The organism is Paenibacillus sp. J22P15, assembly GCF_056269345.1.
Window position 1 is genome coordinate 15404 of sequence record NZ_JBWDNT010000026.1, and the last position, 22950, is coordinate 38353.

18 protein-coding genes and 2 pseudogenes are annotated in these 22950 nt (G+C 42.1%); 15 read left to right on the top strand and 5 right to left on the bottom strand.

Going from position 1 to position 22950, the window contains the following annotated elements:
• Positions 1-78 precede the first annotated feature (78 nt).
• From AC0YN6_RS27610 to AC0YN6_RS27620, 3 genes are all read left to right on the top strand, one after another.
• Positions 79-459 (top strand): PadR family transcriptional regulator, encoded by a 381-nt coding sequence (locus AC0YN6_RS27610; protein ID WP_475751080.1) that lies wholly within the window; start codon positions 79-81, stop codon positions 457-459.
• Between the two features lie 15 nt (positions 460-474).
• Complete coding sequence (locus tag AC0YN6_RS27615) at positions 475-1152, top strand: hypothetical protein (RefSeq protein ID WP_475751081.1); 678 nt, start codon at positions 475-477, stop codon at positions 1150-1152.
• Between the two features lie 942 nt (positions 1153-2094).
• Positions 2095-2283: a hypothetical protein gene (locus AC0YN6_RS27620; protein WP_475751083.1), complete on the top strand. Its 189-nt coding sequence runs from the start codon at positions 2095-2097 to the stop codon at positions 2281-2283.
• 899 nt (positions 2284-3182) lie between these two features.
• Here the strand turns inward: AC0YN6_RS27620 and AC0YN6_RS27625 are convergent.
• The gene (locus AC0YN6_RS27625; protein WP_475751085.1) at positions 3183-3950 is read right to left on the bottom strand and encodes a hypothetical protein; all 768 of its coding nucleotides are present in this window, start codon (positions 3948-3950) and stop codon (positions 3183-3185) included.
• Positions 3951-4562: 612 nt separating this feature from the next.
• Between AC0YN6_RS27625 and ltrA the strand changes: the two genes are divergently transcribed.
• The 3 genes from ltrA (at position 4563) to AC0YN6_RS27640 (ending at position 7143) form a co-directional block, all read left to right on the top strand.
• Entirely contained in the window at positions 4563-5891 is a 1329-nt protein-coding gene (ltrA, locus tag AC0YN6_RS27630; RefSeq protein ID WP_475751087.1) for a group II intron reverse transcriptase/maturase, read from the top strand.
• A 307-nt stretch (positions 5892-6198) separates the two neighbouring features.
• The gene (locus AC0YN6_RS27635; RefSeq protein ID WP_475751089.1) at positions 6199-6747 is read left to right on the top strand and encodes a DUF3221 domain-containing protein; all 549 of its coding nucleotides are present in this window, start codon (positions 6199-6201) and stop codon (positions 6745-6747) included.
• 66 nt (positions 6748-6813) lie between these two features.
• Entirely contained in the window at positions 6814-7143 is a 330-nt protein-coding gene (locus tag AC0YN6_RS27640; RefSeq protein ID WP_475751090.1) for a hypothetical protein, read from the top strand.
• A gap of 109 nt (positions 7144-7252) precedes the next feature.
• Here the strand turns inward: AC0YN6_RS27640 and AC0YN6_RS27645 are convergent, their stop codons facing one another.
• Complete coding sequence (locus tag AC0YN6_RS27645; protein ID WP_475751092.1) at positions 7253-7654, bottom strand: DUF3888 domain-containing protein; 402 nt, start codon at positions 7652-7654, stop codon at positions 7253-7255.
• 496 nt (positions 7655-8150) lie between these two features.
• On the opposite strand from AC0YN6_RS27645, the gene AC0YN6_RS27650 reads away from it, so the two are divergent.
• A complete protein-coding gene (locus AC0YN6_RS27650) occupies positions 8151-8327 on the top strand; it encodes a hypothetical protein (RefSeq protein ID WP_475751094.1) in 177 nt (58 codons plus the stop codon).
• Between the two features lie 212 nt (positions 8328-8539).
• Here AC0YN6_RS27650 and AC0YN6_RS27655 read toward each other — a convergent pair whose 3' ends face one another.
• Positions 8540-10675, bottom strand: coding sequence for a fibronectin type III domain-containing protein (locus tag AC0YN6_RS27655; RefSeq protein WP_475751095.1), 2136 nt, complete (start codon positions 10673-10675; stop codon positions 8540-8542).
• Between the two features lie 1517 nt (positions 10676-12192).
• Between AC0YN6_RS27655 and AC0YN6_RS27660 the strand changes: the two are divergent.
• The 5 genes and pseudogenes from AC0YN6_RS27660 to AC0YN6_RS27680 form a co-directional block, all read left to right on the top strand.
• Positions 12193-12357: pseudogene (locus AC0YN6_RS27660) on the top strand (S-layer homology domain-containing protein); the annotation flags it as partial.
• Positions 12330-12488 carry an S-layer homology domain-containing protein gene (locus tag AC0YN6_RS27665; protein WP_475751148.1) on the top strand — a complete coding sequence of 53 codons (159 nt, stop codon included), beginning with the start codon at positions 12330-12332 and terminating at the stop codon, positions 12486-12488. The pseudogene AC0YN6_RS27660 and the gene AC0YN6_RS27665, both read left to right, overlap by 28 nt.
• A gap of 22 nt (positions 12489-12510) precedes the next feature.
• Entirely contained in the window at positions 12511-13797 is a 1287-nt protein-coding gene (locus tag AC0YN6_RS27670) for a cohesin domain-containing protein (RefSeq protein WP_475751096.1), read from the top strand.
• Between the two features lie 45 nt (positions 13798-13842).
• Positions 13843-14007, top strand: a pseudogene (locus AC0YN6_RS27675) (SRPBCC family protein); the annotation flags it as partial.
• A 132-nt stretch (positions 14008-14139) separates the two neighbouring features.
• The gene (locus tag AC0YN6_RS27680; RefSeq protein WP_475751098.1) at positions 14140-14493 is read left to right on the top strand and encodes a DinB family protein; all 354 of its coding nucleotides are present in this window, start codon (positions 14140-14142) and stop codon (positions 14491-14493) included.
• A 67-nt stretch (positions 14494-14560) separates the two neighbouring features.
• Here the strand turns inward: AC0YN6_RS27680 and AC0YN6_RS27685 are convergent, their stop codons facing one another.
• Positions 14561-15424, bottom strand: a complete 864-nt coding sequence (locus AC0YN6_RS27685) for an IS3 family transposase (protein WP_475751150.1) — start codon at positions 15422-15424, stop codon at positions 14561-14563.
• The gene (locus tag AC0YN6_RS27690) at positions 15382-16059 is read right to left on the bottom strand and encodes a transposase (RefSeq protein ID WP_475751100.1); all 678 of its coding nucleotides are present in this window, start codon (positions 16057-16059) and stop codon (positions 15382-15384) included. Before AC0YN6_RS27690 ends, AC0YN6_RS27685 begins: the two co-directional genes overlap by 43 nt.
• 99 nt (positions 16060-16158) lie before the next feature.
• On the opposite strand from AC0YN6_RS27690, the gene AC0YN6_RS27695 reads away from it, so the two are divergent.
• The 3 genes from AC0YN6_RS27695 (at position 16159) to AC0YN6_RS27705 (ending at position 22758) form a co-directional block, all read left to right on the top strand.
• Entirely contained in the window at positions 16159-16527 is a 369-nt protein-coding gene (locus AC0YN6_RS27695; protein ID WP_475751101.1) for a hypothetical protein, read from the top strand.
• 105 nt (positions 16528-16632) lie between these two features.
• Positions 16633-17004, top strand: coding sequence for a hypothetical protein (locus tag AC0YN6_RS27700; protein ID WP_475751102.1), 372 nt, complete (start codon positions 16633-16635; stop codon positions 17002-17004).
• A 351-nt stretch (positions 17005-17355) separates the two neighbouring features.
• A complete protein-coding gene (locus AC0YN6_RS27705) occupies positions 17356-22758 on the top strand; it encodes a discoidin domain-containing protein (RefSeq protein ID WP_475751103.1) in 5403 nt (1800 codons plus the stop codon).
• Positions 22759-22950: the final 192 nt, after the last annotated feature.

Below are 22950 nucleotides of genomic sequence, written 5' to 3' on the forward strand. Positions count from 1 at the left end.
AGCGGGATGCTACAGGATACTATACAGCCTTTATAGGCTTGTGGCTAGAACGTTGTATTGAGAAGGAGTGGTTAGAAAATGCGAAATCAAGAACCCATAGAAAAAGAAATGTCACTTGGCCATATTGTAAGGGTACAGCAGGTTATCGACTTCATTGTACTTACTGAACTGCAGAAGGGCCGGCGTTACGGAAAACAAATCTATCAAGTGATCATAGAGGAGCTCGGAGGCGTTGGCGTCAATGATTCTTATCTGGCGCAGCGACTTAAGAATCTAGCTGAAAAAGGACATGCTACCAGCCGGTGGGACAGCGATAATCGGTATAACCGATATTATGAGGTTACGGATTCAGGTATTGAGTACTTTCAGCAGCTACTGCGCGATCTTCCAGAACGTGTAGAACTAGCACTCAACGTATACAAAGCCTTTGACAAACTGATTAAAAAACACGCCGATTAAAGAGGGGGAAGCACGATGGATGAAAGGTATCGCCAAATTGTTACTGAACTTAAAGAAAGGTTTCCTGAAGGTACCGTTCAATTCCGTTCGGATAACCATAGACCGTATATTCCTAATCAGGTGTACACCGATCGACTCGAATCCGTGACAAACAGTCAATGGAGCCGTGAAATCAAAGATCTTGAAATAAATGCACCCTGCAGATATGTTAAAGCCATTGTACGTATAACCATAGAGCCTCATTTTCGAGATGGTTATGGGTTCTCAACAATCGATGGTGATCCATCAAAAGAACCACACAAAATTGCTTCCGCTGTTGATAAGGCAGTTAATGAAGCATTTCTAGAAGCCATGGACAGCTACCAAATGGGCTGGAGAGACCTAGCACCACATAAGTTAAAAGATTGGGCTGGCAACCCTGCACTTAAGCACTTGATAGAAGGGGGCCCGCTTCCAAGCACTGAATCGGGTGGAGTGCCTGTTCAATCCTTAGCTAAAATGACTCACCAATGCATCAAATGTGGGATACATATAACCTCATCTGAGTGGGAATTACTCGGTCAAGTGCCTAACTTGAACCGTGAAAAGATGAAGTACTGCTATAATCATCTGCCTAATCATCTAAAAAAGAAAATTAACGAGACCGTAAGAAATGATTTTGAAGCTAAAATCATAAAGACAGGTAATGTATGAAAAAAATATCTGAACTGATATTTACTTTCTTCCATAGTTATCGGTCAGAAGGCATACAAATTTTAGAGTTTCTCGAGATTGTTCAGATTCTATAACTGGATGCAAGGAAGCGATTATCCTATTCTTTCGATGGCGAACGGATACAAATTGGAGGAGTTCAAGAGAAGGCAGAGCTTTACCTCCAGATTACCCGTTCTAGCGTGACAATCGCGAAAATCAAGGTCGCAAACACTCAAAGTGGTGTTGGATCTAAAGTTCTAGAGAGATTAATCATTTACGCAAAACACCATTCATTAAAAGCTATCATTATTGGAGAGGCTCGAACTGTAGCAATTCGCTGCTATGCTCACAAACATGGGTTTGAACTACTAGAAGCAGACTTGCCTGCACGGAACAGGATCATGCATGTTGAATAACATGCTTGTTTTTAAACACCTATTTATCATGATACGATTAAAGAAATAAAGTATTAGACTGAAGGTGCTATATTAAGCTAACGAGCAGCATAGTTGAACAAAATGATTCTATGCAGTGTTTTTGAATACACCCTATTTTTTCCTGTTTTTGTGTTGAAATTGGTTTCGCAGGGGAAGGGGAGAATTCGTTAGTTTTCGAAACTTTAGCAGCTCAGCTAACTGTTGTACTCACTCTGGGACTCGGAGCATTATTAATCGTACTGTATCCATTGTTGAAAAAGGAAAGCCGTTTTTTTGAATTGTTTAGTTTGATAATAGGTATTGTAGTCTGGCTTTTACTAATTTGGTTTACCTTCGGTAATGAGGTAATTCGATATCAAATTATTCATCATGGACTCCATTGAAGTAACGGGAAACTATAGTTAAATAAACACCAAGACGAGGCTGCCGGTATGTAACGGCAGCCTCGTTGAGCTAACGGGCAGTTATGTTTAACAAAACTAAATGAATCAAAAGGAGAATGTATATGAGCATGTTTAATCCAATGGGGGTTGTTTGGATTTTAGTAATGCTGGGAATTGTCTTCCTAATTTTAACTAGTATTATTAAATACTCGATTGATAGGTCTAACCTAAGTAAAGAATTAAGAAAAGAGATAAGTGATATTAAGCTTGAGATCAGGATAGTAAGAGAATTGCTTGAAAAGAAAAAGTGAATTTTACCACTTGGTGAAGCAAAAAATATGATGGTACTTTATTAGACACCTATAGATATGCTTGAAACTGCGAAATACAATTTCAGCAACAACCTACTTGAAAATTAGACTTTGAAAAAGCAAAGGTTTCTCGTTTAGCTACATCACTTGTTAAGCTAACGGGTAACGATAGTTAAACAAACAAGGAGTAGTTTGCTGAGGCAGCTGCTCCATTTCTTTATTAAGCTAACGGGCAGTAGAGCGTGGAATAGAAGGGGGACTATAATTGTTAGAACTATTTAATTTGAAGGGAGTAGGGTTATAATCCTTGTAACTGGATGTAACCGAGTTATATTTATCATTCAAGTGAAAAAGGGTGGTGTTATAATTTTAACGAAATTTGATATTGGTAGGAAAATAATTTCTAGTATAATCACAGCAGTAATTCTTTCGTTGATTCTTGTGCTATTTCATGCTTATGCCCCGTTTTCCATCTATTTTATGTACTCATTCATCGGTTGCTTAATAATAGGAGTACCGTGTTCATTAATTACAGACATGATTATCTTAAAAATGAAGGTAATAAAAACAATGCTGGGCATGCTCATGGGGTTAGCCTCACATCTAATATTTGCAGTGATTATTTTGTATTTGTTTTCTCTTACCGACGCCAGTGTTTTTGTGTACTCAGTTTTTATTGCCGCAACAGGTTTATGGTTGATTGATACGATTTTTTAAAAAATTCAGTTTCCAAGATAAAAAGAGAGATACAACGAGCGTACGATTCGAATACATCTGTTACGCTAACGGGTAACGATAGTGGAGGAGCTTCCTTTGTAGTAGCTCCTCTTTTCTATTGAACTAAATGGCAGTTTAGTTACATTTACAGCCCATTCAAAAGGTGTTAGTAAAAAGTACATTTAACGTTTTCGTTCTTTTGCTTTTTGTATTTGTTTTAGCCAAAAATCTGGTGGCTCGTAAACAATAAGTGAATAATCAAGTTCATCACCGTTTGGAGTTGCTAATTGCACAAGTAATAATTTCTTTAAATCAGAAGGATGTAAATCACCAGTTTTAATGGTTAAAACTTGTACACCATTTCGTTTAGGATTGCCCACTACAATTATTTGGTTCCCCTTAGTATAAACATCTGTAACCGCTATTTGAAAAGCTACAATATACAAATCAAGGTCAGTTTTATTCTGAAACATAGGGAAATCAATGCCAATGTTTTGTTTGAAATTTAACTCGCCTGAAATTCCAATATCATAAGTTGTGAATAGCCGATGGAGTGCGTAATGTATTCGCTCAGGCACATAACTCCATCTTCCTCCCCAATATGTGCTATGCCATTGTTCCTTATATATGGGTCTTTCATAATTAGGTTCATTTTTAATTATATTGAAGCGAATTCTTGTTCCTTTATCCATTACCGCAGGAATAGAAAGAGTGTCAATTGGATAACTTTTATCGGCTTCAACTTGCTCTGGTGCTTTAACGATTGTAGTCGGATAAGGAGGCTCAAGCTGAGTCAAACGCTTCTCCAACTCTTTAGCCCGCTTTTTTACCTCTTGGCAGTCATTTATTTGGGGATTCTGTAATCCTTGAGCATAAGAAGGAGTTAAGTAAACTGAGAAAACGATTAATATAAATACTTTAATAACATAACCCTTGCATAATTTTGACATCTTCACCACCTCATGTTTATGTTGTTACGTTATGAGCATTTTTATGTAACAATTTTTCTAGCACTAAAAAGTTCACTTGCCTTGTTAAGCTAACGGGCAGTTTAGTTTAAGTGCGTCAAGTTAAGTCATGTCATTTAGCAGGTGGAAATCCTGCTTGGAAAGACTCTAGCCAAGTCACCAATAGCGAGTCTTGGAGCTTTAAGGGTAACCTTACGGTTTAAGCGTAGACAGTCAGCTAGTAGGCCGTGTGATTGAGCCTCGAAAGAACTGCAAAAATGGGAAGGTCGACGGATTTTAAACTCTCGGAAGACTACAGGATAAGCAGCGCAACAGGCGAGGTGCTTATCCCTTTCCCGGGGTCAGAGAGCAGGGCATGCTAGACAATGATGACATGGGATCTTGAGAGATCCTATCGGTTCTGTGGCAGACGAGTACTTGTTAGGAAAGGAACCGCAGTATGAACAAACAACCCGGAAAGGTAGGATGTTCAGATGACACGATAGGAAGTCGGATAACTTCATAGTACAGTTGCCCGAAGGGTGACTGGAAGGGAGTTACAAATTATCACTCTGGCTAAGGAAACATGAACTACACACAGGGGTAGGCGAACACATGGAAACAAAATTAGCAAGAATAGCTGAAATTGCGAAAAGAAAACCCAATGAACAATTCACATCAATGTACCACTTGCTGAATAAGGAACTGTTGAGACAGTGCCATGAAGAACTGGATCCAAACAAAGCCACCGGGGTGGATCAAGTGACCAAGGCGAAGTATGCCGGGCAGCTGGAGGAAAACCTCGAGGATCTGGTAGTGCGGCTCAAGCGGAAGGGATATCGACCGCAACCGGCGCGCCGAACGTACATCCCAAAGGATGAGAAAAGCAAACGACCGTTAGGTATCGCGGCATATGAAGATAAAATCGTGCAATCGGCGTTAAATAAGTTGCTGCAGCAGATCTATGAGCAAGACTTCTTAGACTGCTCCTACGGGTTTCGCCCGCAACGAAGTTGTCATGGAGCCTTAATCCAGTTGGACCAGATCATTGACAAACAATCGATCCAATTCATCGTGGATGCGGACATCTCCGGTTTCTTCAATCACGTAGATCACGAGTGGCTGTTAAAGTTTCTGACACTTCGCATCGGAGATCCGAATATCCTCCACCTCATTCGCAGAATGTTAAAAGCAGGAGTTCAAGAAGAGGGGCGCCTAGAGCCGACGGAGGAAGGAACTCCGCAGGGATCGATTATTTCCCCACTGCTCGCAAACATTTATCTCCACTACGTGCTCGATTTATGGTTCGAGAAAAGGATAAAGAGGCAGAGCCGCGGGAAAGCATTCATGGTGCGATACGCTGATGATTTTGTTTGCTGCTTTCAATACGAGACAGATGCGAAAGAGTTCTATGAGTCACTGATCCAGCGGTTAAAAGAGTTCAACCTGAGCATTGCGGAAGAGAAAACGAAGATTATTCGTTTTGGAAGCTATGCGGAAGATTGGTACAAGAGGAATGGTGGAAGAAGACCATCGACTTTTGACTTCCTAGGTTTTACTCATTATTGCAGCAAGAATGCCAAGAGGACATCCTTCCGGGTAAAGCGCAAAACAAGCGCAAAGAAATACAAGAATAAAGTTAAGACGTTCGGGACTTGGATGAAGCAGCATCGCCATGAAAAGCTGGAAATCTTGATGACAACGATTCGCAAGAAATTAACCGGACATTACCGATATTATGGAATCACGGATAATCACCCGAATCTAGTCAAATTCAAGAGAGAGATAGAAAAGGCGCTGATGAAATGGTTAAATCGCAGAAGCCAGAAACAAAGCTTCAATTGGGAGAGCTTCAACCAATTCCTAAAACGAAACCCATTACCGGAACCTCGCATTTATGTGAATATCTATGGGAAACGCAAGGCTAAGGCCGTTGTTCAGTAAGATGATTTGAAGAGCCGTATGCCTTAATTGGGCACGTACGGATCTGTGAGGGCTTGCAGGTCAAACTTACAAAATGGTAGACCTGCATTCTACTCGACTCGATTCACGAATATGTAAAATATTGAAGTGTTTGCGAAGTTCGCAAATATGACGTTATCGGAAAACGATAGTTGAATAACACACCTTGGAGCAGACGCTACGATAGCCTGCTCTTTTTATTAAACTAACGGGCAGGATAGTGCTAACCACTAGCAACATATCAAATGATTACAACGTCGATTGTGTAAAAAAGCAAGGAGGTTGCCAAATGAAACAGGTTTTTATGTTATTCCTTTTGTTTACATCACTTTTTCTTAGTGCTTGTAACGCCAAAATTGAATCACAGCAACCCTCTTTATCCGAAACTAATAAATCCAGTTCACCTGAATTTATTGGCTATGTTACGAAGATTGAAAATCAAAGAGCATTAGTAGTTAGTTCCATCAGTAAAGAAATAAACCAAACAAGGAAAGAGTTCTACGACGCAGTATGGGTTTCAAACATCCCTTCAGATGTAAAAGTAGGAGAAATCGTTCATGTATGGTTTGAGGGTGAATTGGCAACTTCTTACCCTGGTCAGGGAAAGGCGGCGAAGGTCACGATTGCCGAAATAAAAAAACCTGAAAAAGCAATACTTTCTCCTGACGAAATAATACGTAAAGCACTTACAAATAAAGACATTTCAAGTGTTAACATCCTTGTTGTCAAAGAATTGAATTATGATGAAAAATCAGCGGTATGGACTCTAAGATACAAAAGTGCAATGATTACAGATGGCTCATTAGAAGAGCGTACTATACAAGTACCTGATAGATAATCGTTACGCTAACGGGAAACGATAGCACAACAACTAGGGAGCTGTCGCCGCGCGGTTGGGGAGTGATTGAAGACGGAGACTTTCAAAGAAAGAGCCTACGTATATTTATTGTATTGTGTTCTTCTAGATATTCGGAGCGCTTCTTATACTCATCGTATTAAATGGTGGAATCCTGCATCTTGGGTCCAGGCTAAGAATAATGTGATTGAAATAAACAATATTGCCGATGTTTTTCATAACTTACCTGATTTGATTGTTAACAGACCAGATGAATTTGATGAAAAATGGTTTTGGGATTACTTAAGAAATCGACTTCCAGAGAAATGTGAATTCTATAATAAAGTTTTCAATGAAAAGATAAATGAAATTGTTCGTTCAACTAACGGGAAACGTTAGTTCAATTAACTACAAAGTGAAGCTGCCGCGAAATCAATCGGCAGCCTCATTAAGCTAAAGGGTAGATTGGTGGGGGAAAGACATACAGAAAAAGGAATTGCTTTTTCAACTAACGGTACAGGTCCTGTAAATGGGGTGGTAACTTGTGATCCTCGACGTGCTTGTAGCTAACGGTCGTGACTTCACCGTTCAAACCGACAAGAAATTTAATCTCATCAACACCTACGGAAACATGAGCACCGACAAATGGCATGACTACGACGGTTACGGAGTAAGTTGTTTTGTTCGTTGAAGCTGCTTCACACGTTACTTGCGTTCCATAAAACGGTGCGTAAGTCGGCGGATGAACAAATATCTTTTCATAATATCTTTTTACTTCGGCCTGTATTTGCGGACTTAGAAGTCTTGCGATAACTGCATTACATACAGCTTCGTCTTCGTTTGGTGTTGCCGATACGTGGGTAGTTTGACTGAATAACAATATACAGGCGGCTAAAATGAATTTTAACATTAGCCCTCCACAGAAAGTTTTGAGGTTATTCTTCCCATTTGTCATTCGAAAATTACTAAAAAAGTGAGTGGGAGTTATTGAGCTAACGGGCAAGCGCTACGTTGCTCTGCTCATCGAGCTATTTCATCGGAAATAAAATGGGGGCATGAAGTGAAATTACTTAACTGGAAATATGATGATGAGGTTAAAGGTTCTGCTGGCGAGTGGAACTGGATAGAGATCACCTTAACTTTTGAAGACGGCAGCAAACGGTAGAGCATTTTATATACACCTGAAAGATTGCATAATAACCTTTCACGCCCGAACATTGACCCACCAGGATTCCATATTCCACACATGATCATCGTTAGAAGCTACGAAAGTGCTGATATTGAGAAAGTCCTCCGTTACTTTGAAGCTGAGGGTTACCTTCTCTCAGCTACAAAAGCGTATTGAGTTAAGCTAACGAGCAACGAGAGTTGATTGCAAATTAACAATAAAGAAGGGGGATGAATTGATGAAAAAGCCATTAGGTGTTCGAATTCAAGGCTGTGTTTATGCTGATGATGGAGATTTAGGGCATGACAAATTCCTGGATGCATTTATCAAGTTCATCGAAAGTAAAGGGTGGCAATTCGGAGGAGGGACCGTTCAGATAGATGAAGAAGGAGAGAAAATTGATGATATAGATTAAACTAACGGGACACTATAGCTTAACAATCACGAGAAGAGGCTACCGGGATAAAACGGCAGGGGACATTTCGGCTGAAAATATGGCAACACGGTATGAGTTTATTGGATAATTTGGGTTGAGATAAATCGAATTCATACAAACAAAGCGAAAAATCCCCTGAAGCTAATCAGGGGTCTTTTGCTATTCCATTTTAGAAAGAGGAGGGCAGCAGCTTAGAGATACAGTAAACTACTGGCTGTTTGTACAAGATTATTTATGATCCTCTCAGTGGCGTCTGTTATGGCTGCTTTGGATATCCTTAACGATTTGATCTGCTTGATTGCCTCTTTCCCCGTATTCATCATGTCCATGATCAACTGCGTCTGCTCTACGTGCGTGGTCGCGGCGTTAAGCTTACTTTGCACCTCGCCCAGCTCGCTTTCAAATGCATTCATTATGCTTTGGAGGATGACGGCCGTGTCTTTGTCAGGCATTAGGATTACTTCTTTCTCGAAGATAACTTTATTTCCGCTATAAGGATTGACGAGCGCTGCTTGAATGACTGCGGTTGCGCTATACGTCCCTTCAGGAATGGAGACGGTCCCGTCTGGCGTTACACGGATATCAGGGCTTCCGGATACCTTCTTCCATAGGAGCGCTTGAGGCGGAATGTCTAAAGAAGCTACCTTCAAGCTGTAATTATGCTGATAGCCGCCATTGCCTACCTTTACTGATTCCTGCGCCTTTAAGCGGATATAAGCAATATTCATCGCCTGAATGGCCGGCACGTCATGTTCTAGCCTGCGATGGAAATTTTGCAAAGTCAGCTGAACATCATAGGTGTGAACGTTTAAATTCCTCAGCATCTTGCTGATTTTATAATAGGTTGTTTGCAACAGCTGATTATTGATGGCATCCATGAGGACGTCCATCATTTTCTGTTTATCGCTTAGTAGTCCTAACTGTTCCAACGGGGACAATCTTGATACAAAATAAAGGATTTGACCTTCGATCCCTCTATAATTGTTGCCATCCCCGAAAACAAACGTCAGAACATCTTCGGTTGTCAGGTTCGTTACGCCGCCTGCCGCCGCAATCGTATTCAGTGCCACCATCACTTCGGGGTCCGACAAGATCTCTACTAGCCCGGTATCTTGCTCATTGTAGGGGAGCGAACCAATCGCCAGCATGATATCAAACAGCTTCTTTTTCAACTGGGCCTGATCAACAGATGCAGGCAGCTTGAACTTGATTTTGTTCCAAATCGGGTCAATCAAGGATAAGTCTTCGATTTCGTCCAGTTCGGCAATCTCGGCGCTCAGTCTTCGTACATCCTCACGATCAGCCGGATCGCCTGCTTCAAGAGCGGCACGAAGCTTGATGCTCCATTCTAGAAACGGTGCTCCCGCCTCATAATCCACGGTAAAACTGCTGGTATGCCGCACAACATTCCCGTCCATATCTCTAGCATAGACCAGGAGGGAATGAGTGCCGCTTGGCAATCTGGGGGCAACCGCGGTCAGCGTCCCGGTTGACTCGTCATAGCTGGACGGTACAAGCTTATTGTTTACTCCGATCCCAGTCGTGATTGGATTAATGCCGGAATCTTTATCATACACATGAGCCGTGATTTTCGGCCAAGCCGTCGTTAATAAGTCGCCATCAGCAGGAGTCACAGATTCGATAATCGGGCTTACCCGATCCTGAGGCAATGTTGTCGCCGAAGCGACAGGGCCATCCGTCGTCCAGCTGCCGTCGGAACGCTGCGCCTCCACTTTGAAGTTGTATTCAGTTTTTGGCATTAGACCCGTTGCATCCAATGAGGTGGTGTTTCCATCCACAGACCCAATGAGCAGGCTATTGCCATAAATTCGATAACCCAAGCTCTGAGCGGCGGGCGTCCAGGTTAAACGAAGTGACGTCACATCGATATTCTCCGCTTTCATGCTGCTGTCTTTCCAAATCGAAAGCTGGACGTTGAAGCTTCCATTGTACTCCTGCAATAGATTCATCTCACGATCCAATACACGAATAAATAAGGAATGAGCGCCATCTTTCAAATCGGAGACATACGTAATCACCGTGCCATGCATGTAATCGATTTGAATCGGGTCAATGGGCTGACCATCAACGATAATGATGATGTCGCCCGTATCTGCCAGCGGAATACCTAAAGCAAATTTGATGAGTGTAAAGCCCTCGGTAAGCAATGTGCCGTCAGGCGGGCTAACATTTCTGATAATGGATGTAGATGCATTTGGTTCTCCTGTTCCCCCAGTCTCCTCTGCATGGGCAAACGGGGAAACGCAAAGCAGGATGAATAAGGCTGCAACGAGTAAATAAGAAAGCCTCTTTGAAAAAGTTTTCATAATTCCCTCCTCTAACCAATTTTTTATATCTTGTAATAACATACCATTAAAGTTCTCGTTTTGAATAACTTTTTATTTCAATTATCGCTACCAAGGATTATATTTTTTGGCTGGATGCAGATGACTGGCTGTAGGTGAATGACCAGGTAAAGTTCAAAGAGCTCAAACAGTTTTTAGATCCGAATGTTGACGCTGTCTACATAGATTATTACGTTGCGTTCGATCCCCTTGGGCAGCCAACAGCAGTTGTGAAAAGAAATAGACTCGTGAAGCGCTCCAGGCAATTTAAATTGGCACGATCAGGTGCACGTGCATTTTGAGGTATTCGGATAGTCGTCTTTTCGGATATTGCCATCCTTCACGGCCGGGCCCACACGACTCGGAATTTGCGTATTTACGAAGGAATCTGGCCGGCAATTGCTGCATTAAGCAATGGAGTTAGCCACCAACGGTTACTATGAAAAGGCAATCGGGATCTATCAATAGAATATGACGATATCAGAATGTTAAACAAGTAAGCTCGTTGCTACAATGCCTTTCAACATAAACTGACTGCACGATTTGCTTAACTAACGAGGAATATCTGAATACACCCAGGGTGAGGCAGATCGGACCTTCATTGAGCTAACGGGTACGATAGTTCAATAATTACACCATGAGGCTGCCGCGGATGATTGGCAGCCTTTGTTGCGCTAACGGATCATACTGTGCAACAACATAGTATGAAAAAGACCATCTCGTTGAACCTAACGGAATGGTCTCTTTACATCAAATACTCAACTAGTTTCTTTTAAGACGCCGTCTTGGCTTAGACCACATTTTGATCCAAACTTGGTCTTCGTCATCACGGTAAAAACGGATCCCAATCAATTTCAAGGGAGTCCATATTTCATTAAAATAGTAATTCGGCATAGATTTTCCTCCGATGGTTGTATGAGGTTAGTATACTAGGACTGATGTGTATTAAATGTCACAAACTGTCGAATGAAAAAATAATGTTTTTGGAACATACCGTTCATCCCAATTGTTGAACTAACGGGCAGATTACATTAATGAACGAAACCGATGTAAAGCAACAATCGGTATTTAAACTGCTAGGAAAACTAGCACGAATCATCATCGGAATTGTTCAAAGGGGAGAAGCTTTTTCTCCTGAAAAGGCTGCCTAAGGTGGATATTGTCGACCTGTCGATGGTGGCAAGAAAAATTCTCGGAAATTAACAAATACGAATTAAAGCAGTAACTATCAAAGGGTAGCCATGATGGCTGTCCTTTGATAGAATACAATTATTACCAGTAATTGGGGAAAGGAGACAATTAAACAGGCAGCTGGTCTTGGATGGATTAATGGTTATCTGGACGCAACCTTCCGTCTTGAAAATTAAGTAACCCGTGCAGAGTTTACGACGATGTTATCCAGGGCGTTTTCCTTGTCATCGAAAGGCAGCTTGACACTTTCCTTTGCCGATATGGCATAAGTTCCCGATTGGGCAAAACCGTTTAAATCGGAAGCGGTAGAATCAGGCGTCATAACAGGCTATGGGGACAACACATTCCGAGCGAACAATCCGATTACCCGAGCCGAAATGACCGTCATGGTAATGCGAGCGTCAGGTATCAACGTGAATGCCGGGGGTACATCAACGCTGGTCAAATACCGACTTGGGCGCTTCCGTCAGTGACGGTGGCAGTCAAAGCAGGCTTGATCAAGGGAACAGGGAATAATCAGTTTGTCCCTGGCGATCACACAACTCGGGCGGAAGCGGTAACCTTAATTCTCGCATTGATCGATTATAAGCAAGTGAACAAATAAATGAGGAGAAGGAGATCATGCCATGCAATGGAGTACAGGTAAAAAGACATTTTTGGCACTAGTACTGTTTATCGCTATATTAACAAGCCCATTTGCGGACCTGTCAAGCGTTCAGGCAAAGGGGGCCGTTCAAGGCTTCTTACACGGGAACAGTAAGGTTGATTCCGATCAAGCGCTGGAATTAATGTACAGTATCAGCGGAATATCTAAGCCTGTTTTTGCACAGGATCTGACCGTGACCTACGATCCGGAACTGCTGGTATTTACTGGTGCGGAATCATCGAAGGAAGGTTTGTCGATCGTCGCTAAGTCGGAGGAGCCTGGGCTTGTCCGTCTGATTGCGGCCAGCCAGGGAAAGGAGTATGCGATTAACGAAGATGGCGATGTCATCGCCTTGCATTGGAAGGCTAAATCGTCCTCCAAAACAGCAGCTGCATCGATCACCTTGAAAAGCGTGGTCGTATCTACCGGCGAGGATGATGATTCTCAGATCAATAGAGCAGCTCGCAGCATAAGTGTGGCCTCATCAATTCGGGGTGATTTGAATGGCGACGGAAAGGTTACCATCGGTGATCTAGGTATCGTAGCAGTGGCAGTTGGGAAAACATCGGCTGACCCGGATTGGGAGATGTACGCTCATGCGGATGTCAATCAGGATGGAAAAGTAGATGACGGGGACCTGAGAATTGTCGCAGGACTGATTCTACAAGGGCAGCCAGAGGTATTGTCTATTGTTCTCACAGGCACAGATACGGCGCAGGCCGGTCAAACTTTTGATTTGACTTATGGCATGAAAGGGATAACAAAAAGCGTCTTAGCCCAGGATATGACTCTGACATATGACGCGGACAAACTTGAGTTCATCGCCTACGAATTGTTGGATGCAGAGCATTTTTCGATTATAGAACATGAGGAAAAAGTCGGACAAGTACGCTTCCTCGGGGTTCATTTTGGAATTATACCAAATAACCTGGACGGACATTTAATGAAGCTCCGTTTCAAGGCGAAAGTGGATGCACAATCGAGTATCGCAGCGCTCTCTGTATCCCAGTTGATTGTAGCCAACGGCGAGGGCGCGGAGACAGAAATTGAAAGCACTACACACAGCTTACAAATAATTGGCGGGATTCCGGGTGATTTCAACAACGACGGAAGAGTAAGCATCGGTGATTTAGCGATCTTAGTTCAATCATATGGTAAAACATCAGTAGATCCTGATTGGGAATCAGTGAAAAATGGCGATTTAAATGGCGATGGTGTTATCGATATTTCTGATCTTAGCAGGTTAGCAACAATGATTTTGATGTAGGCCTGAAATTCAATAAATTAGACTTATCGGGGCTGGGGAACAAAGGGAGCTGAGACGGTTGTTACGGTTGAACTTGAATCTAATGACAACGGAACGCGATTACGTCTAACGCATACGGGTTTTCCAGATGAGGAATCGAAGAGCCAGCACGAACAAGCTTGGCCATTTGTACTTGAACAGCTCGACAAGAGTATGATGGCGAATAATTAACTTTTTACCCATTCAACTAACTGGAAACGATAGTTCAATACCATGAGGGCTGCCAGCGGGCGGCCCTTCGTTACGCTAACGGGCAGGATTGCACAAAAATTACTCGAATAAATATCCAAAAGAGCTTACGACGTGTTGGAGAAGGTTAAACGATATAAACGAAATCTTGGTAAACAAGTGAAGGTGGGATTGGACGATTTGATAAAAATGTTTCGTGATAACTGGATGGTAAGAAATGAATGGTTAGAACTATGCAAGCAAATCCCAATCGGAGAATTAATGCGTAAACGAAACGGTGGGACGGGTAGCATTCTGTACACACTTTTTCACATTTTAGATGTAGAGTATAGCTGGCTCCGCGGAGTTCAGGGTAAGCCAGATTCCCCAGTACCATTCGAGAACTATCAGACAATCGAAAAAATAAAAGACCTTTCGGAAGCTTGGAATAAGGTGAACTGCACCCCGTCAAGTAGACAGTGGAAATAATATAAATCAACTAAGCGGCTCTGGTCCTGAATTCCATTGGACTGAGGCCGTTTAGTTTTGCTTGTAATCATTCGTTATTGTAAAAGTGGATATAGGCCTCAATGTCTCGCTTGAGCTCCTCATAGGTGTTGTACGTGTGTAAATAATACTTCTCACATTTTAGAGTTCCCCAGAAAGATTCCATTGGGCCGTTATCAATGTACCGCCCAACTCGGGACATACTCTGAGACAGTTCATTTACGTCCAAGAGCTCTTTGAAGTCTAGTGAGGTGTATTGAAATCCCCTGTCGCTATGAAGCATAGGCTTGCTTCCTGGAGCAGCTTGTAAGGCTAGTTTCAACGTCTGGAATACAAGTGGATTGTTATTGGAATACCCCATTACATAAGAGACGATGGATTTATCATGAAGATCGAGAATAGCGCTTAAATACGCTTTCTGACCATGGCCGTATTTGAATTCCGTCACATCAGTTACCCACTTCTCATTTGGTGCTGTAGCTTGGAACTTGCGATTTAACAGGTTCTCGGCCACTTGCTGCGGAGTGGAATACCCATATTTCTTTTTCTTCCTGCGGATGACCGACTGGATTCCCTTTACCTTCATCAGCCGGTACCCGCGCTTATGATTAATCGTTTTTTTCGTTTGGCTGCGCATGTGCACCGTTAATTGACGATAGCCAAAGATACGCTCTACTTTCTCATAAATGGTCATCATGACATGCGTCAACTCTGCGTTCTCCTGTTCACGCGAACTTGGTTTGTGATTTAGCCACTTGTAGTAGCTTGAGCGTGGTATACCTGCAATTTCACATAGAAGCTGAACACTGAACAACGCTTCTTCCCGAAGCGCTTGAATGGCAAGATAGACGTTCTCTTGGCGATATTGGCTTAACTTCGCCTCCTTTGGAATTCCTGTAGCTTTTTTAGAAATGCATTTTCCGCTCGAAGCCGCTCCATCTCGTACGCTATCTTCTTCATCTCGAGCTTCTGTTGATCGGCCTCCGTTAATTCTTCTTGCGCTTTCTTTCGTCCTCGGTCATCCTTTAACGCCACATGACCGCCAGCTTCGAATTTCTTTAGCCACTGATACACTTGTTGGTAGGAGACCTGAAAGTGCCGTGCCGTCTGCTGATAATCCTGTTGATGTGCCAGGCAATATTGAACAATATCGATCCGTTCTTGATATGTCGTAGAGCGACCTTTTGTCATAGCTTTTGCTTCCCCTTTATAGGCTTTTAAGCTGCTATGACTATTATACTTCTTAATCCAGTGGGATAGCTGCGTTGTACTAGCAATCTTGTATTTATCGATAATCTGGTATTTGGATAATCCACCATCCAGGTAATCTTTCACCGCCTGAAGCTTAAGCTCAGCACTATAACCTTGATTATGCTTACGACTTGTCAGCCCTTCATAACCATACAACTTATAACGACGCCGCCACTTCATCAAAGTCGTTTTGTTAATACCGTATTTCTTCGTCGCAGCCATAAAACCAATTGCTCCACTTGTTACCTCTTCAAGGATAGCGAGTTTCTCCGAAGCACAGTATTTTTCTTTAAACATGAAAAAGCTCCCCTTACAGTAGCAGGTTTTATTATTTCACCTGTCTACCGTAAGGGGAGCATATCAATTTAGAGTCTGCCCTTTTTTACAATTACAAAAATGAAAAGAGGGATTGAAAATGAAGCTGAAAAAGCATGTAAAAAAAGTAATTTCACTTGGCGTATCGTTATCCATGATTGTGGGAATGTTCACTTTGGGCTTAATGCTCCAAAGGCAGATGCACAACAGGCACCAGGAAATGACCCGTTTATTAATAGTTGGCTGGTAGCGGGTCCCTATAATACAGCAGTTGCGGATGAAATCTATGGTACGGTCATTCCGGAAAAAAGAAATGTAGCGCCAACTGCGAAAATTACGGCATCATCAGCGACTTTTGCATCCAATCCTCCTACTTTGGTTGCTGACGGCAGTATAAAAAATCAGTGGGTAACTGAAAATGACCATGCACCTTGGTTAAATTTTAAGTGAGAAATACCTACTAAGATTGGTGCTGTAACGATTGCGCAGTGGGGAGATAACAGACATGTCAATCAGTATTATCATCTCACATTTAAATTTGAAGATGTTGTGGAAATGAATGTTGAAATTGATAAAGGCAGATTACCATATCCTAGTATTACAGGGGTTAGTGAGTTGGAAGTATATGAAGAGTCACTATCGGATCTTTCATGCGAAGAAAGACCGATAGACGGAAATTGGGCTGGAGTAGCCACAGTAAATGCTAGTTCGATGTGGCAAGCTGGCGCTATTCCTTTCCCAGACGGAATAGCTGCCGATCCGAAGGTAGCGAAGTTTGCTATTGACGGCAATAAGAGTACAGAGTGGAACTCGCAAATGCATAATACAGGCGGCGCACCATCTTCTTGGCCGAATTGGGATCCTGCACCGACGATATATCTGACTTGGAAATATCCGATCAAAGTAAATAATGCAATTTTACAATAAATGACGTCGCCCAAAGGGCTCTCTATATTTATTGTAGAGAGCCCTTTTTTCTCCATATATCTGCCATCGTGTGGAAAGGTTAAGGAATGCTTCGAGAATTTCGTGAAAATCAGAGAATTTCGTTCTTTTTGAAGAGATTAATTTAGAAAAATTTGTGGGAAATGTACTTTTTCGTATATTCAGATTTTTTAGTGCTTGTTACAATCAGGTAGTCATTCAAATATTGACGCAATGAAATAAGGGGGACGTCGAAAGAGAAAGTAATGGGAATTGGGAACCCTTGTAGAATGAAAATCACATCATGAGAATTCACCACTTAATGTTGTAAACAATTTGAGGAGGTAGAATTAAGTGAAAAGATTACGTAAAAGCTTATCCATCGTTGCTGCAACTTCGCTTGTTGCAACAAACCTTGTGGCGGGCACGGTTCTATTCGAAGAAACAGCAGATGCAGCACAAACGAATGGTACTGCACCTTATATTAATCAGTGGGCAGTTACAGGTCCATTTGCCACTCCAGTAATTAATGAGGAAGTTGTACCTGTTATAGGCGAGTCCTTCGCCGACTCGAAATGGCAATATTTCGATGACCGTATCTTCAATCGTAATTATGATGATTACAATGATCTAATGGGTTATTTTGATGTCAAGCAAGGGGTAGATACACTTGATAAATGGGTTGTTGCTGCAACCTATGTTTACAGCCCTACCAAACAATCGGTAAAGTGGCAGGTAGCCGGTTCGAGTGTGTACAAACTATACGCAAACGATGTTCTTAGCGGGCAACAAACTACAGTTCCATCCCGTGTGAACAAAGATGGCACGAAATATTCTATCGAATTACAACAAGGTTGGAATAAGCTTTTTATTGAAATTCAACATAAAAATCCTTCAGCGAACAAGAATTACCTCGGCTTCTACTCAAGACTTTCAGACAACTCAGGAAACGAAATTTCTGGTCTTACTTATTCGGTAACAGGTCCAAACACAACAAATAACGATCTAACAATCGTTACAGATGGTCTTTCTATTAATAAAAATGAATTTGAAGCTCGTAATGCAAATATTCCGGCAAACGATTATCCGTCTAACATACTGCCAATCGCTTATGATGAAAATCCATATGTATGGATGGTTGCTACAAGTGACGGTAATCCGAATACATCATCCCTTGCTCCACAAGCATCTCCATTTACATTCCAAGCTGCCGGTGGAAATCCAAGTTACATATGGGAAATTTCCGATGGTCAGTTACCACCGGGTCTGACATTGACAGCTAGCGGTCAAATTGCAGGTCATGTTGCAGACGGTGCTCAAGGCACATCAAAACAGCAAGATTATACTTTTACAGTGAAGGTAACAGACGGTTCAAATGCTTCGACAACTAAGCAATATACGATTACAGTTAAGGAAAACCCTGTAGATTGGTTTATTGAAGGTAAAATGTCGGCGCTTACACATACGACGGGCACTTATCCGAATCTTTACGATCCAAACTACAACTTTGACGCATGGGCACAGACAGCCAAAGAATTGGGAATGACGATGCTTTCGACAGAATCCGTGCAAAACACTATTTATTACTGGCCGTCATCGAATGCTAACTTAACCCCAAATGACAGCAATAAGTTGTATAAATACAACGCATTGTTCCAGTCTGACGATGGCAGCTGGCAAGTGAAAGACAGAGTGATGCAGGCGAAGGAAGCTGTGGAACGCTACGGTATGAAGTTCGGCGTGTACCTTTCCTCACAGTATGAAGGTAGGGATATTGTTGAAACTGATATCCAAGGTTTAATCGAACGATACGACCCATGGTATCTGTTTGTCGATGGCACTCCACAGAACTACTCTACTATTGATGTGGCGTGGAGTTCGGCTCGTAACTATAACGACCGTGTTCTCATTGACACCAATCCCGAAGCTCAAACGGGAGACCAAGATATTACGCTCCATGAGCGTCCATTCTGGCACAGTGAACCTTATAATGAGGGTGGCTGGCGAAATGGTATTTTGAAGCAAACGAAAAAAGTCGCCCATGAGGAATGGAATGACCCATTTACAACGGCACTGGATGTGTGGGCACAATACGCAAAGGGCAACGAACGCGATAACTGGGTTCAGTTAACCAAGGAAATTATTAACCAATACGGTCACGGTTATGTAATGAATTATGACCAGAGCATTGGTAGAACCCGCGGTATGGATAACTTAAGTAGTAATCTGGATAACGCCAATGTGTTCGCAATGGTGCCGATTGAGTCGCAGAACGCGCTAGGTATGCGTACCTCGATTGCAAACTGGATGTCCAATGTTGGTGGGGGACCAGATTTACGTGAGTCTATGTATGGCACACTACCGTACACGCTAGATTATACTTTGAAATCAGGCTGGTATACGGATCCACAGAAAGCGATCGCGCACGGCCAAGGTCCTGAATGGGGTTATGCGATGGCCCGTGACCAGTATGTCTATATGCATATGATCGAAAACATGATTTCCGGTACGAGTAAGAAAGGATTTACCGGTCAAGACTCCATGAACGGTATTGGTCCCTTCAATTACCCGGTTAGCGAAGTGGAATGGCTGAATGAGGGAACTTCCCTACCATTCACAACTGAGCAAAAAGAAGGGAAATATTACATTACGATTGATACTTCAAGCGTTGTTGCCGATCCAATCAACACCGTCTTGAAAATTACAACGGAAGACCAAACAAGAAACTACAAAATGACAAGTGTTAAATTGTTCAGCAGCCAGGCAACAACCGATAAGCTACAGCTTAAAGCGGAGCCTTATATGAACAACTACACTAATATTTTTGCTCCTGCTACACTTAGCTACACAAGCGACAAAACAGGTGTAGCAACGGTAGACGCAGCAACAGGTTTAGTAACAGCCGTTGGTGAAGGAACAGCTACGATTACCGTGACAGCAACCTATGACGATGGTGTAAACGCTGCTCAAGTTAAAACAGACACGTATCCTGTAAAAGTGTCAGAAGGTGCGATTTCGGCTGATCTTCCGCTTGTTGGTGTGAATCTGTTTACAGAAGATGCTTTATTCTGGGGACAATTTTCAACGAATAAAGATCTTGCTGTGACATTCCAAGGCTTTACTGAAAAAGGTGGAACGGTTGATATTATGAATGGCGACAATATCACCTACCACTATGCTACAGTAGACGGTAACCGTAACAATCCTACAGGTAAAATCATTGTAACGGAAGTACCTGTCGATCAAGTTCCGTTCATTGTTGTAGATGGCACGATGCAATTTACAGATATCATCAAGACTCCTACGATGTACAGCTATTGGGCTGACATCACTGTAGATGGAAAGACATTTACATCAACGCGTAACTATATTACTCTTATCCCAGATGTAAATGTCGCAACTGGCATTACACCGACAGTTACAAGTGATAGCAGTAATGCTGATAAATTATCTGACGGTATCATCAATGATGCTGCTGGCGGTAATCTTGCAAAGTGGACAGCACCTGCAAGTGATACAAATCCTGCGATAACGTACGATTTGGGCAAGTTGCAAAACCTTACCCGCTTAAATATTTTCTTCAATCACCGTATGCCAAATAAGGATAACGTAACGTACTACAACGTACCGAAGAAGATGAAGATTGAGTATAGCACTGACGGTGTAAATTGGACTGCAGGTAATGAAACGAATACGTTATCAGGCGGCGGACTGCCGACAGCAAGAAATACACTGGCGGTTCCGGAACATGATAAAACGTTATATGCTTGGGAACAAGAAGGTCTGTATTATAACTATCCGATTGATCCAAGCAAAGCCGAAGTACAGGCACGCTATGTAAGAGTGTCCTTCCCAGGTGGAGGTCAAGGTGGTAATCCGATCGATGTGATGGAAGTACGAATGTTTGCAGCAGGCGATTTATCGGCACTTGGCAACATTCAACTTGACCCGCAAATCGGTACGGATAACGAAACGGTAACGGTGGATGTAGATGGGTATTCGCATCTAGGTGATGTTCTTGATTTGTCTGATGCGAAAATTACGATTACAAGTGACAACACGGCTGTTGCATCCGTTGGAACGGACGGAGTGATTAAAGCTGTAGGAGCAGGCAAGGCCAAGATCAATGTTAATGTCAGACTCGACGGCTATAATGCAAACGAGTATTTCTACGTAGATGTTGATGCTGATGGCCATGTACACTTGAATCCTTTCTTGAAAGATGCGAAGCTGATCTTAAATAATAGTACGATTAAGCCGAACAAACCGATGGACGGTACGTTAGAAGGAATATTAAATAATGGTGAACTAGCTGATTTATCAGGGGCTACTGTGGAATATCAATTTAGCGATGCAAGATTATCTGTTGCTAAAGGTAGTAACAAGATTACAGTTAACGGAGAGTTTGGCGTTGGGTTTAAGGCAACTGTCGCTGTAAAAGTTACAATAGGCGGAGTAACTGTTCAAAGTCGTCCGATAACGCTAAATGTAGAGAGCAATAGTGTTCCTCAGTCGCAAATGACAGCAATAGCGACAAGTCAGGAAACGGTTAGCGAGGACAATGCAGCTTCGAATGCAATTGATGGCAACCCGGAATCATTTTGGCATACAAAGTGGGATAAATCGGGTCCTAGTCCTCAATCAATTGTTTTAAATCTTGGCGGAACACATCAAATCAATCAATTTGCTTATTTACCAAGACAATCGGGCAATAACGGAAATATTACAGCTTATAACGTGTATGTAAGTGAAGACGGAGTAAACTATACGAAGGTTGCAAATGGAAATTGGGCAAACGACAGTAAAGAGAAATTCGCTTCGTTTACTTCGACAAAAGCAGCCTTTGTGAAACTTGAAGCAACAACAGGGGTTGGCGGTTACGCTTCAGCTGCTGAAATCAATGTATTACTTGAATCAGTGGAAGAAGTAGAAGGACCGAAATCGGTTATTTCAGGACCTGTTAAGGTAAGCAACGACCAAACTTTCCATCTGACAATGGGATTGACAGGTGTTACGAACAGTGAATTTAAGCAAATATTTGCTGAAGAAGTAACGCTTCAGTATAACCCGATGCATGTAGAGTTTAAGTCGGTTTCATCTGCGAAAAGCGAATTCAAAGTGATTGACCAAAAGGAAGTAGCGCCAGGTAAAGTTCGGATTCTAATTGCTAGTGTAGGTGGAAACCAAGGTTTGAATGTTCAAGAAAATATCCTTGATTTCAAATTCACAGCTAAATCTGGAGCACAGCCAACGACTACGACGATTTCTATTGACAATATTGGAATTGCAAATGGCCAAGGGCATGAACTGCAAGTGGCAGGAACGAGCCATGATATTGAACTTGTGAAAAATGTAGAAAAATCAGCCTTAAATGATTTGATTGCAAATGCACAATCGAAATACGATGCTGCAGTTGAAGGTAATGAGGATGGCTTGTATGTGATTGGATCGAAAGCGGCATTACAGTCTGCTATCGATGTAGCTAATGCAATGGCAAACGATCCAAATGCTACGCAACAGCAGGTAGATCAAGCAATTACAGCATTAGAATCCGCAATTCAAGTGTTTAATGGAAAGAAAATCAACATGAATATTAATGGTAAAGATGGTATCACGATTGGAGATTTGGCTATAGTTGCAGCGGCTTATGGCACAGAACGAGGTCAAGTTGATTGGAATGAACTTGCAGATATTAATAAAGACGGTAAGGTTGATATCGAAGACCTTGCAGTGGTAGCAAAAGCAATCATACAATAAAATAGCGTTACTAAAAAGGTCCCCTACCTTTGTTCGAGACCACTGGAAAACTAACGCTTTTAATTTGTTAAAGATTGTATTGAATCAATAAGACGATATTTCGTTCACTTTGGAACGGAATATCGTCTTTCTCTTTAATCTTTTACTTTGAATCTTTCTTGAGTAGCCTTTGGGGAATTCGTTGTAAAGTAA

Coding starts and splice junctions, on each gene's coding strand:
- AC0YN6_RS27670 (WP_475751096.1), top strand. CDS start 12,511: ATGCAATGGAGTACAGGTAAAAAGACATTTTTGGCACTAGTACTGTTT.
- AC0YN6_RS27655 (WP_475751095.1), bottom strand. CDS start 10,675: ATGAAAACTTTTTCAAAGAGGCTTTCTTATTTACTCGTTGCAGCCTTA.
- AC0YN6_RS27610 (WP_475751080.1), top strand. CDS start 79: ATGCGAAATCAAGAACCCATAGAAAAAGAAATGTCACTTGGCCATATT.
- AC0YN6_RS27635 (WP_475751089.1), top strand. CDS start 6,199: ATGAAACAGGTTTTTATGTTATTCCTTTTGTTTACATCACTTTTTCTT.
- AC0YN6_RS27650 (WP_475751094.1), top strand. CDS start 8,151: ATGAAAAAGCCATTAGGTGTTCGAATTCAAGGCTGTGTTTATGCTGAT.
- AC0YN6_RS27645 (WP_475751092.1), bottom strand. CDS start 7,654: ATGTTAAAATTCATTTTAGCCGCCTGTATATTGTTATTCAGTCAAACT.
- AC0YN6_RS27700 (WP_475751102.1), top strand. CDS start 16,633: ATGAATGTTGAAATTGATAAAGGCAGATTACCATATCCTAGTATTACA.
- AC0YN6_RS27615 (WP_475751081.1), top strand. CDS start 475: ATGGATGAAAGGTATCGCCAAATTGTTACTGAACTTAAAGAAAGGTTT.
- AC0YN6_RS27695 (WP_475751101.1), top strand. CDS start 16,159: ATGAAAAGAGGGATTGAAAATGAAGCTGAAAAAGCATGTAAAAAAAGT.
- AC0YN6_RS27620 (WP_475751083.1), top strand. CDS start 2,095: ATGAGCATGTTTAATCCAATGGGGGTTGTTTGGATTTTAGTAATGCTG.
- AC0YN6_RS27690 (WP_475751100.1), bottom strand. CDS start 16,059: ATGTTTAAAGAAAAATACTGTGCTTCGGAGAAACTCGCTATCCTTGAA.
- ltrA (WP_475751087.1), top strand. CDS start 4,563: ATGGAAACAAAATTAGCAAGAATAGCTGAAATTGCGAAAAGAAAACCC.
- AC0YN6_RS27625 (WP_475751085.1), bottom strand. CDS start 3,950: ATGTCAAAATTATGCAAGGGTTATGTTATTAAAGTATTTATATTAATC.